This is a genomic window from Thermoleptolyngbya sp. M55_K2018_002 (assembly GCF_015295965.1).
Lineage (GTDB): Bacteria > Cyanobacteriota > Cyanobacteriia > Elainellales > Elainellaceae > Thermoleptolyngbya > Thermoleptolyngbya sichuanensis.
On record NZ_DVEA01000069.1, the window covers coordinates 1 to 10,652 of the forward strand.

A 10,652-nucleotide genomic window follows, 5' to 3' on the forward strand; every position below is an offset into this window, starting at 1 on the left:
CCGCGTCGCGCTTGAGTCCGAGTTGCACGCGATAGCCGACCTGCCCTGGCTGGCTTAGCCCGCCTATCTCAACTGCTCCCCCTAACGTGCTGAGAAGGCCGCCGTCTAATATAACTCCTCCTCCTGCCAGCAACAGGCTTTGCGCTTCTCCAGTTTGCAAGCCTGTGAAACTGAAAAAGGGCGGATCTTCAAGACTTCTGGGATGGCGACTATAGACCTCGATAGGCGCAGGCGCAATCTGCCGATACAGCAGCGCTGAAGGATTAATCGTCAAAGACACGGGCACTTCTGTTCGTAGTGCGCTGAACACGCCCTGATCACCAAATGCGATCGCATCTGCCGTCGTGCCCACAAACGACCCGGCTATGTTTAGCCGCGCATTGCGCCCAAACAGAATGCCGTTGGGATTCATTAAAATCAGATTGGCATCTCCCACAACCCCCAGTGTGCCGCGAATATTTGAGCGGCGATCGCCCGTCACACGAGTCAAAATCGTCCGCACCCCTGCATCGGGCACGAAGAACACGCTACCGCCCCGCTCGACATCTAGCCGCTGTAAGCTGTGAAATAAGTTGCGCCCCCGCTGTGCCCCGCCATGAATCTGAAAATTCATCCCAGACACAGCTTCGACCCGTGAAGACTCTGTGCCGAGGCTGTTGTCGGCGATGGGGCGACCGAAAGCGCGATCGCCCAGCACCCATCCCAAAAAGACAAGGGCGATCGCGCTGCCCAGAGACTTGCGACTCAAAAGCCAGCGCAATTTCCAGAAGGGCATACTCTGCTTCACCAGTTTTCCCCTTATTGGTTGTTTAGAACCAACCGCCACAAACGCTTTTACTGCGGAATGTTTTCTTCTGGCGGCTTTTGATCGGTGTCATCATCTTCATCGTCATCCGACAGCACAAACAGCCGATTGCCAGGGTCAATAATCAGGCGAATCAAGCTGACAGCAGCTTTAGAAAGTGTGATTAACAGACCCACGACCAGATCAACCAGGAAAAAGACAGGACGCAACAAGTAGCGAACAGGGCCCGGAGCAGAAAACGGCACAACCTGCTGGACATCGTATTCCACACGTGGCTTAATTCTATTTCCTGCTGTTGAAGGATTCACTGGGTTAAACCGCGCCACCCTTTTCCCGATATCTGCATAAGAAACAGTGTCACGACTCACAAAAAGACGAACCCCTTGAGATGACTCCAAGTAGAGGTTGCCAGTAAAGTCAGTAGAAGGGATCATTCCTTCATGTCCTGCACCCAATGCCTGCCAATTTTGGGTGAATTCTACTGAGCTGCCCAGGTAGTCTGTTCGGAGTACTGCGCGAAGTTTCAAGGTCTCGCCACTTGATAGTCCCTTGCACTTGACCCGAGTCAATCTCAAGATTTTCATGATCCGCTCTACCGTATTCAAGATTTGGACGTTTGCTAGTCTCAAATGTTCAATATGCTTCTTTTTCTACTGAATGACGTATCTCAGTTTCGGAACAATGCCGGCGCTTGCCGTAGATGGGTTAACTGGAACAAATGAAGTCTGCCCTGCCCCGGAATCGTTTGCCGAAATATCTTTACTGCTTTCAAACAAAGGCTGATTTTCGGGCGATCGCAAATAGATCTTGCCATTAAATTCATCTGGGATCTCGCTAAACGGTTGCGGGCCAGGAATTTCCTTCGGATCACCCCACCGCTTCCAGTTTTTCGTAACATCGACAGGGTTTCCTACAGGTCGTCTGCGAAAGCGAGGAACCAGTTTTTTTATTTCCCCATCTGACAGTCCATCGCATTTTATTTCAGTCAGTATCAACTTCTTCACAACTCTAGCCTCATTGGAAAAGATTGGATGGAATGAGTTGATGACTCGATCAACCATTTTTATCCTCGGCTAGATTTCAGATTTAGACAGGGCCCCTTCCGGGTACTTCTGCGAAGCTGGATAGTCTCACAACTGGTGCCCGCTCAACAAAAATGTCTGACTTGCATACTGTTACTCAAAAACGATTTTCAATTAACTTTCAGCAATAGCTCAATCTCTAATACTTTTTAGATCTCGATATGTATAGAAAAATATATTGGACGAGATTATTTGACTTGTCTATTGTGTAATCAGGGAGAACATTAACCACAGAGAACACAGCCATGAGCCGAGGAACGTTATTCGACAAGGTTTGGGACTTGCATACGGTGGGGACGCTGCCCTCAGGACAGACGCAGCTCTTCATCGGGCTGCATTTGATCCACGAAGTGACTAGCCCGCAAGCGTTTGCCATGCTGCGAGAGCGGGGGCTAAAGGTGCTGTTTCCTGAGCGCACAGTGGCGACGGTGGATCACATCGTGCCGACAGAAAACCAGGCGCGTCCTTTTGTCGATCCCCTGGCAGAAGAAATGATGCTGGAGCTAGAGCGCAATGCCAAAGACAACGGCATCCGCTTCTACAACATCGGCTCTGGCAGCCAGGGCATTGTGCATGTGATCGCCCCGGAGCAGGGTTTGACCCAGCCAGGAATGACGATTGCCTGTGGAGACAGCCACACTTCGACGCATGGCGCGTTTGGGGCGATCGCCTTTGGCATTGGCACCAGCCAGGTGCGCGACGTGCTGGCATCGCAAACCCTGGCGCTGGCAAAGCTGAAGGTTCGCAAAGTAGAAGTGAACGGCACGCTGAAACCAGGGGTCTACGCCAAAGACGTGATTCTGCACATTATTCGCAAGCTGGGCGTGAAGGGCGGCGTGGGCTATGCCTACGAGTTTGCAGGCACGACCTTCGAGCAGATGAGTATGGAAGAGCGCATGACCGTCTGCAATATGTCCATCGAGGGCGGCGCGCGCTGCGGCTATGTGAACCCCGACGCGACGACGTTTGAGTACCTGAAGGGGCGCGACTTTGCCCCCAAAGGCGACGAGTGGGAGAAGGCCGTGGCCTGGTGGACGAGCCTCCGCAGCGATGCCGATGCAGAATACGACGATGTGGTGGTGTTCGATGCGGCAGAGATTGAGCCGACGATTACCTGGGGCATTACGCCGGGTCAGGGTATTGGCGTGAGTGAGGTCGTGCCTACGGCTGATTCGCTGCCGGAAGAAGACCGGGCGATCGCCCAGGAAGCCTACACCTACATGGATCTGGCTCCTGGCACACCGATTGCGGGCACTAAGGTAGACGTGTGTTTCATTGGCAGTTGCACCAACGGCCGCATCAGCGACCTGCGGGAAGCCGCCAAAGTCGCCAAGGGTCGCCATGTGGCCGAAGGCATCAAAGCCTTCGTAGTGCCTGGTTCCGAGCGAGTAAAACAGCAGGCCGAAGCCGAAGGGCTGGACAAGATCTTTGAAGCGGCGGGCTTTGAATGGCGCAATGCGGGCTGCTCGATGTGTCTGGCAATGAATCCTGACAAGCTGGTGGGCCGCCAGATCAGCGCTTCCTCGTCAAACCGCAACTTCAAAGGGCGGCAGGGGTCTTCCTCTGGACGGACGCTGCTGATGAGTCCGGCGATGGTGGCGGCGGCGGCGGTGACGGGTCACGTAACAGACGTTCGCACGCTGCTCTAGGAGGTAGCGATGACTAAGGAAGAGATGATTCAAGAGCTAGAAAGCTATCCAGAATCAGTTTTGAGTAAACTGCTCGAACTCGCTCGAAGCTTTCAATCTGCGGATGACACGCTAGATGAAGAGGCTTGGCAAGCTTATTTAGCATCAGAAATTGAGCGAGAAGAGGTTTACCGACGCCTTGCAAACTCGTAAGTTTCTGAGTCTTAGGCTTGTCTTGCGAATTCATGCGAGGCAAATTGAACGCTTTGGTGGCAGCCCTGGCGTGCGCGATCAGGGATTGCTGGAATCGGCTCTGGCACAGCCCCAGGCGACCTTCGGCGGCGAGTTTTTGCACGCCACGATCGCCCAACAAGCCGCTGCCTACCTGTATCATCTGGCAATGAATCACCCGTTCATCGACGGCAACAAGCGCACTGCCTTCGCGGCGATGGATGCGTTTTTGCGGCTGAATGGAGTTCTGCTCGGCTTCACCGACGATGAGGCGTACCACCTCGTGATTCGCGTGGCGCAAGGAGCGCTGAATAAAGACGAGTTAGCAGATATGCTGCAAGCAGCCCTACAGGAGTAACAAACGTGCCAAAGACGGTGTTGATTACGGGTGCCTCAACGGGCATCGGCTACGCAACGGCGAAGTTGTTTCAGCGGCAGGGCTGGAATGTGGCGGCCACAATGCGATCGCCCGCTGGCTCTGACCTAGCGGCGCTGGATCGCGTGATTTGTCCACCCTTGGATGTGACGAATGCAGTGTCGATTCCGGAGGCGATCGCCACCACGCTGTCCCACTTTGGGCAAATCGACGTGCTGGTGAACAACGCAGGCTACGGGCTGATTGGCCCCTTTGAAGCCTGCACCCCGGAGCAAATCCAGCAGCAGTTTGCGGTGAATGTGTTTGGGCTGATGGACATGACTCGCGCCGTGCTGCCCCATTTTCGGGAGCGGCGATCCGGTGTAATTGTCAACGTCGCCTCGATTGCAGGGCAAATGGCGCTGCCCATCTACAGCCTCTATCACGCCAGCAAGTGGGCGGTGGAAGGGTTTTCGGATTCGCTGCGCTATGAGCTAGAGCCGTTCAATATCCGGGTCAAAATCATCGAGCCGGGGCCAATCAAGACGGACTTTTTCTCGCGATCGCTCGTTGTGGCAAAGCAGGAAGGGCTAACGGCTTACGACCCCTTCGTTGCCAGCGTCCTGCCCCAGCTCGAAAACGTGGGCGATACGGCCTCTCCGCCCGAAGTCACCGCCCAGGTGATTTACACCGCCGCCACCGATGGCAGTTCTCGCTTGCGCTACCCAGCGGGGGGCAATGCATCCTTCCTGCTAACGCTGCGAAAGCTGCTTCCCGATGGGCTGTTCACCTGGTTTATCAAGGCCGGCATGATCAAGGAGGTGAAGTAGGGATTGGGCGTTAGAGGTGGGGTGGGTTAAGGCGCGATCGCAGTCTGGCTAGTTCTGCTTCGGCTGCATCGGCCCGCTGTTTTTCTGCCTCAGCCCGTTGAGCTTCTTGCTCTGCCCGCTGGCGTTCTAGCTCGGCTTTCTCAAAGCTCCACAGCAACAGATTGCCGTCCGAATCCCACCAGCGCAGCCAGTGGATCGTAGAACCCAGCCGGGGGCCATACCAAACGCCCAAAAACAGTGATAGCTCAGGAATCCAGAAGCGCCCCTCGGCACTTGGCTCCTGAAGTTGGTATGCTCCGTCTCTGAGTTGCCGTACCTCTAGCGTTTGGCTATAGGGATCAAACGTAGCGTAGGTGGGAACCTGGAGGATTTGCTCATAGAAGAACAGGTTGCCGTAAGGAAATGTGGGGCGAATGGAATACTCGCCTAGTTCCTCATCCGACCAAAACTCCATCACGATCGCCACCGGATCGCCTTGGAGGATGGGAGTATAGCTGCGGCGCACGCCTTCACCCGTCCAGGGCAACACACGGGGCACGTATAGCCAGTCGGGAGCTTTCACCATGACCTTTTGGTTCACAGTCGCCACCAGCCCAAAGTTCGAGGCAATCAGCATTTCCGGCTGAATCAGTCCCGCCTCGCCCAAAGCATCGGTGAGGGCAGCAGCCAGCATGGGCTGTTCAACGTACTGTGCCGGAGCTTCAGACAGGCGATAGTCATCGGGGAGCGCTTCCCAAGTGACCTTGAGCGATTGGGTCGGGCGCGGCGCATTCAGAACCATGAGCCTTCGCGGGCAGAACTCGCGGGTGAAAGGGGCAATCGTCCAGTACGTCCATCATAGGCGAGTCGGTTTTTGAGTTTTGTTGTTTTTAATTGAGGTAAGCATCATGAGTCAAGTTCAAGCAATTTCCGGTCGCGGCATTCCTCTGGTCGGCGACGACATCGACACCGATCGCATCATTCCGGCGCGGTTTCTCAAGTGCGTTACGTTCGACGGGCTGGGGGCCCATGCGTTTGAGGACGATCGCGCTCAGTTGCAGGGACAGCACCCGTTTGACCAGCCACAATATCAGGGCGCAGAGGTGCTGGTGGTGAATCGCAACTTTGGCTGCGGCTCTTCGAGAGAACACGCACCCCAGGCGATCGCCAAGTGGGGCATCAAGGCGCTGGTGGGCGAGAGCTTTGCGGAAATCTTTTTTGGCAACTGCGTAGCAATGGGGATTCCCTGCGTCACGGCGACTGGCGACGACGTGAAGGCGCTGCAAGGGGCGATCGCTGCCCATCCCCAGGCGACTGTGACAGTCAACCTAGACAGCATGACTGCGACCTGCGGCGACGTATCAATTCCGGTGCTGATGGGTGAGGGGCCGCGTCAGATGTTTCTCTCTGGCAGTTGGGACGCAACGGGACAACTGGTGGCACAGACAGAGCAGATTAGAGCCACAGCAGCAAAGCTGCCCTACGTCGCCTGGAGCCATGCCTAGAGTCCTTGCTAGGTCAGGGGTGCAGAATTCTGAAGCATGATCAGCAAAAAAATTTCCGAATTTTGCAAAACCCTCCGGATACTCCCCCCTAGCCTGAGAACAATGGAGTGGTAGATGCACCCTGATTCAACATTCCCCCAGGCTCACGCGATTGAGTTTTGGGGGGATTTCTTTTTAGAGGGGATCGACTTGGCGGGGATCGACTGCTGATCGACTGCTTAAGGAACTCGCATTGCGTCAGGACTGACGCGCTGGCGAAGAATGCCTGCATTCCAGAAAACTTGTTGAGACGCAACTCGCGAGAACTCACCCATTACGTGAGTCCTGAGAGTCAAAAAACTGGACAGCTTTTGCAAAGCGAGCGAGAATTCTGATTAAATTTCGTGCCGTTCAAACGATTTTCAGCCTAAATCGTTCCTGACCCAAACGGCGCTCCAACTAGCAGCAGACGTTGCGTCACCTAGTCTCAATACAATGCCTCAAGACGACAGAAGCAAGACAAATCCCAGTCTCTGAACCCCTATGCCAAAGCTATGGGTCAGATGAAGAATCTGCAATGTTGCGAATATCTTGCAGCAACAGGTCGAGGTGAGACTCGGCAGGAAGCTCATCTGTGGGTGGATTCGGCTGCTTTTTCGGTTTTACAGGCGTTTCTTCGGGCTGTGCCGCCTGAACAATCTCCTGAACCAGTAAATCCAAGTAGGAGTCCATGAGCGTTCTCTCTTATCTATATGTCAGCGTACCCTTGTCCATAGAATCTGACCTCCTTATTTTGACTGAACCTGATCGGGTGAATTTATTCACTGATTAGCAATCTTGAACCGCATGAATTTGCTCTGGAGACTGGTAAACCAGCAGTGTCGATAGACGGTATCAAGTCAATATCAGAAGTTTAAGACTAGGAGGGGGCTGATTGATGTCGCCGATAGAGCAAAATGCTGGCGACAATCAAAGCAACGGCACTCAGCAAATGTACTGTGTTAAAGGGTGTGCCTGGAAAGAACCATGAGTCGGTTCGCAAGAACTCGATGAAAAAGCGCCCTAATGGATACCAAATGAGATAGACCAATAGCAAGTCGCCTGGACGAAGCTGGCGTGCAAACCGACGGGAAATCCACAGCAACAGGACGAAGCCGGCCAGGTTCCACAGCGACTCGTAGAGAAAGAGGGGATGAAATCGTGTGCTTTCAGGATACAGGATTATATCGTCATACGGGGGGATGCGGCGGTTTTTCGCCGGATCGGTGCTGTAGTCAATGGCGAGGCCCCACGGCAAATTGGTGGGCGGCCCGTATAGCTCCTGGTTAATGAAATTGCCCCAGCGACCGATTGCCTGGGCCAGTGGCAACCCTAGCGCGATCGCATCTAAGAAAACCAGTGTAGGAAGTTTGCGGACGCGGGTATAGAGCCAGAGGGCGATCGCCCCAAAGATAAACCCGCCAAAAATATGGATGCCGCCTTCCCACACGCGAAAGATAGAAAGCGGGTCTGAAAGGTAGTCTCCTAGGCGATCGCGTGGCGATTGGATAAACACGTAGTAGAGCCTCGCCCCCAGAAACCCTGGCACCAGCACCCAAATCAGCATGTCCCAAAAGTCGTCGGAGGAATGCCCCCGCCGCTCTACTTCGCGACTGGCGACGGTTGCCCCTAGAATCACGGCGATCGCCATGAGTAGCCCATACCAGCGCAGCGCAAACGGGCCAAATTCAAAAATAACGGGGTCAACAGGGGGATGCATAACCAAAACGTCTATTGCGCTCGCTTTATCAGGTGTTCACCGGATTTCGCTGGATTTTGATTTCCCTCGGTCAGGACAGCGCGAAACCAGCCTCAGCTTTTAGGTGGCAGGTTTTTAGGTGGCAGGTTTTTAGGTGGCAGGTTTTTAGGTGGCAGGTTTGAACCAGACATTTTGCCCTGCACTCTGCCCTTTGCAACTTGGCTCACCGCTCTTCACTATACCAATCCCCCAGAACTGTTGGGTGTGGGGAATGTGCTGCGATGGCAGGCGCAAGGGCGCTGGGTTATCCCTATTGCAAAAGCCGTTTGTAAAGAAGCAGACATAAAGCAATGGGCGCAGACGGGAAAATAAGCCTTTCCCAACCGCACCCTGTTCAGCTTCATTCAGCCCAATGCAATGAGTCTATCCGCGTTCCACCGAACGAACCCCCGCCAACTGCTCTGGGATACCTAGAATTGGGCAGTGTGTGTTGGCTCTGAGCTTGTTGACCAGTGGATGAGCTTTGGTGCTACAGCCCAGCACCATCAGGTCCGCGCCCACTTCTTGGGCAACTTGATGGAGTTCCACATCCGTCGCGCCAAACCGGAGGTGTGCTTCCAGAGAGCCGCGCCACTCTTCGGCCAGGCAGCGAGCCTGCCAGAGGATACAGTCGGCCTGTTCCAGCAGATTTTGCGCTGGTGGTTCGGCAGGGTTGATGTGGCAATCGGTCAGGCAAGCTGGGTTGGCGTGGTAGTGGATGTGCGTACTGAGCGGGACGAACGATTCTGCCGGAGTCAGTCGAGGCAAGGTCAGGGTGTTGCCAACGCGCTCGGTCTGTCGTTCTAGCGTTGCTGTTTGGCGCGATCGCGCTCTTTGCGATTTCTGAGAAGGTTGGGGCGATCGCCCATTAAGCAGCCGATCGACCACGTACACCACATGCACCATGACCTGCTTCTGCGTTGCCAGCCGGGTTTGGTGAGCAATCCACAGCGTTAAATCCAGTGCCACCTGGCTATTGGGCGATCCGTTGTAGCCAATGACCAGATTCACCGTCTCATCTGACTGGGTTTCTGCGGCATCCAGCGCCGTCCTGCCGGATGCCAGCAGCATTTGCTCTACCAACTCAGGCTGCCCCAGGGCATTTTGCAGACGCATCAGCATCGACTTAATCTTCACAATACTCACCTCGTCAGAAACAATAGACCGACAGAACTTCAAAACAAAGCTTTAAAAAAGCCAAACCCGCCAACACTGGAAATCAGGCAAGGATTGGGCGACTCGATCACTGAAGGAGTCAGCGCCGGAAATACAGTTGACTTTTGCTCAGCCAGCGCTCAGCCAGCACTCTTGGTAGCAGCGCCCTTTTGGAGACAACTCTTCCACGAGCGGCACTCTGATTTCATCGTCAAAACTCCCAAACAGAATTTTGAAGATACGACTCCCTAACGCTGCCAGAACAAGACTGCTAACCCTGGTGGCGATCGCCCATCAGAACATCCGCTATAGATCGATCGCCATAGATTCGGATCGCCATCACTAAACCAGAGGTAAATCCTCTGCACCAGCGGCAGACTCCTCGGCCAAATGGCCTAGAAGCATGAGTCCTTCCCAGAACTGGGAAAAAGGCTCGGCGCAGACCTGCCCCATTTCTGTGAAGCAACCTGCCCTAGTCAACTTGCCTGAAATGACTCCATCTAAACCAGAGAATCCTGAGAAGAAAATCTCCAGAAGAGAGGCTTCCAATTACCAACTTCTATATCCGCCTATAACCACTTGTAGCCTCCTCAGAAAAACGCCACATGCAACGATCCAGCAGGCAGAGTGTGCAAGCTGGAGGCTCTATCAGTTCTGAGGACACTGAATAACTTTGCTTCAGTCTCCTCCCAAAGCCGACGGAGTTAGCTGACGGGCTAGGGCTGAGAGGTGCCCCTCGTTGAGTACGGTAGAGCTAATGTCATGAAACCCGGACAAAGCCAGTTTCACTATACGCGGCAGTTCGAAAAGCTGCCTTCTACCGCACGAAAGATACGCCCCAAAGGATGGTTCCTCCGCTTCTGGTGTGCTGCACAAAGGGGCGATCGCGCACATCGCGCACTGCTAAACATGAACGCTGCCCGGATAGAGTAATGTCCCCAAAGGCAGCCCCTGATCGAGACAAGGATCTCGAAGGGCTAGCTTAGCAAACCACCGCAATTGTCAGACCTCGAATTAGGCTGATGCATCTAGAGCTGTTCAAACATACCCTAACAATGATTGTCAGGAATCGTCAACAAAACAAAAAATATCGTTAGGTTTCCAAAAAGATCAGCCTCACCCATCAATGCCTAGAGGGAGGCGGGCGAGGCTGGAGACGCAGTTAGGAGGTATCTTGTCCATAAGATTACTCGCAGATTTCCAAATTGCGCTGCCTTTTAAGATGTTCTTAAGTTTGTAGTGCCAATTTGGCGAAAATCCTTCAATTTTCGTTTCAAAGAATACATACAGGACTGACGCAGTTGGACAATTTCTCGCGGGCTGTGC

At 54.0% G+C, this 10,652-nt stretch carries 12 protein-coding genes and 1 riboswitch; of the genes, 5 read left to right on the forward strand and 7 right to left on the reverse strand.

Annotated elements, in window-relative coordinates:
- The 3 genes from IGS51_RS03360 to IGS51_RS03370 form a co-directional block, all read right to left on the reverse strand.
- On the reverse strand, positions 1-748 hold a 748-nt coding region (locus IGS51_RS03360; protein WP_297075895.1), incomplete at its 3' end, for a filamentous hemagglutinin N-terminal domain-containing protein.
- 86 nt (positions 749-834) lie between these two features.
- Complete coding sequence (locus IGS51_RS03365; RefSeq protein ID WP_297075898.1) at positions 835-1,332, reverse strand: hypothetical protein; 498 nt, start codon at positions 1,330-1,332, stop codon at positions 835-837.
- Between the two features lie 123 nt (positions 1,333-1,455).
- Positions 1,456-1,866 carry a hypothetical protein gene (locus IGS51_RS03370; protein ID WP_297075900.1) on the reverse strand — a complete coding sequence of 137 codons (411 nt, stop codon included), beginning with the start codon at positions 1,864-1,866 and terminating at the stop codon, positions 1,456-1,458.
- A gap of 266 nt (positions 1,867-2,132) precedes the next feature.
- On the opposite strand from IGS51_RS03370, the gene leuC reads away from it, so the two are divergent.
- From leuC to IGS51_RS03390, 4 genes are read left to right on the forward strand one after another with little or no spacing between them, the layout of a single operon-like run.
- Positions 2,133-3,536, forward strand: a complete 1,404-nt coding sequence (gene leuC / locus IGS51_RS03375) for a 3-isopropylmalate dehydratase large subunit (protein ID WP_297075901.1) — start codon at positions 2,133-2,135, stop codon at positions 3,534-3,536.
- A gap of 9 nt (positions 3,537-3,545) precedes the next feature.
- Positions 3,546-3,728, forward strand: coding sequence for a hypothetical protein (locus tag IGS51_RS03380; protein WP_297075903.1), 183 nt, complete (start codon positions 3,546-3,548; stop codon positions 3,726-3,728).
- Positions 3,715-4,104: a type II toxin-antitoxin system death-on-curing family toxin gene (locus tag IGS51_RS03385; protein ID WP_297075906.1), complete on the forward strand. Its 390-nt coding sequence runs from the start codon at positions 3,715-3,717 to the stop codon at positions 4,102-4,104. The genes IGS51_RS03380 and IGS51_RS03385 overlap by 14 nt, the downstream gene beginning before the upstream one ends.
- Positions 4,105-4,109: 5 nt before the next feature.
- Complete coding sequence (locus IGS51_RS03390; protein ID WP_297075908.1) at positions 4,110-4,931, forward strand: SDR family oxidoreductase; 822 nt, start codon at positions 4,110-4,112, stop codon at positions 4,929-4,931.
- A gap of 10 nt (positions 4,932-4,941) precedes the next feature.
- Here the strand turns inward: IGS51_RS03390 and IGS51_RS03395 are convergent, their stop codons facing one another.
- Positions 4,942-5,712, reverse strand: a complete 771-nt coding sequence (locus tag IGS51_RS03395; RefSeq protein WP_297075910.1) for a Uma2 family endonuclease — start codon at positions 5,710-5,712, stop codon at positions 4,942-4,944.
- A gap of 103 nt (positions 5,713-5,815) precedes the next feature.
- Between IGS51_RS03395 and leuD the strand changes: the two genes are divergently transcribed.
- On the forward strand, positions 5,816-6,415 hold the full coding sequence (leuD, locus tag IGS51_RS03400; RefSeq protein WP_297075920.1) for a 3-isopropylmalate dehydratase small subunit: 600 nt from the start codon (positions 5,816-5,818) through the stop codon (positions 6,413-6,415).
- Between the two features lie 531 nt (positions 6,416-6,946).
- On the opposite strand, the gene IGS51_RS03405 is transcribed toward leuD, so the two are convergent.
- The 3 genes from IGS51_RS03405 to IGS51_RS03415 all read right to left on the reverse strand — a co-directional run bounded on the left by IGS51_RS03405 (position 6,947) and on the right by IGS51_RS03415 (position 9,308).
- Positions 6,947-7,126 (reverse strand): hypothetical protein, encoded by a 180-nt coding sequence (locus IGS51_RS03405; protein ID WP_297075911.1) that lies wholly within the window; start codon positions 7,124-7,126, stop codon positions 6,947-6,949.
- 187 nt (positions 7,127-7,313) lie between these two features.
- Positions 7,314-8,153, reverse strand: a complete 840-nt coding sequence (gene lgt / locus IGS51_RS03410) for a prolipoprotein diacylglyceryl transferase (RefSeq protein WP_297075914.1) — start codon at positions 8,151-8,153, stop codon at positions 7,314-7,316.
- A gap of 402 nt (positions 8,154-8,555) precedes the next feature.
- Positions 8,556-9,308: a universal stress protein gene (locus tag IGS51_RS03415; protein WP_297075917.1), complete on the reverse strand. Its 753-nt coding sequence runs from the start codon at positions 9,306-9,308 to the stop codon at positions 8,556-8,558.
- Positions 9,309-10,004: 696 nt separating this feature from the next.
- Positions 10,005-10,219: riboswitch (cyclic di-AMP (ydaO/yuaA leader) on the reverse strand.
- Between the last annotated feature and the right edge of the window lie 433 nt (positions 10,220-10,652).

Bases quoted from the DNA above. Each gene is read 5' to 3' on its own strand.
- lgt (WP_297075914.1), bottom strand. From the start codon at position 8,153: ATGCATCCCCCTGTTGACCCCGTTATTTTTGAATTTGGCCCGTTTGCG.
- IGS51_RS03395 (WP_297075910.1), bottom strand. From the start codon at position 5,712: ATGGTTCTGAATGCGCCGCGCCCGACCCAATCGCTCAAGGTCACTTGG.
- IGS51_RS03405 (WP_297075911.1), bottom strand. From the start codon at position 7,126: ATGGACTCCTACTTGGATTTACTGGTTCAGGAGATTGTTCAGGCGGCA.
- IGS51_RS03380 (WP_297075903.1), top strand. From the start codon at position 3,546: ATGACTAAGGAAGAGATGATTCAAGAGCTAGAAAGCTATCCAGAATCA.
- IGS51_RS03370 (WP_297075900.1), bottom strand. From the start codon at position 1,866: ATGGTTGATCGAGTCATCAACTCATTCCATCCAATCTTTTCCAATGAG.
- leuC (WP_297075901.1), top strand. From the start codon at position 2,133: ATGAGCCGAGGAACGTTATTCGACAAGGTTTGGGACTTGCATACGGTG.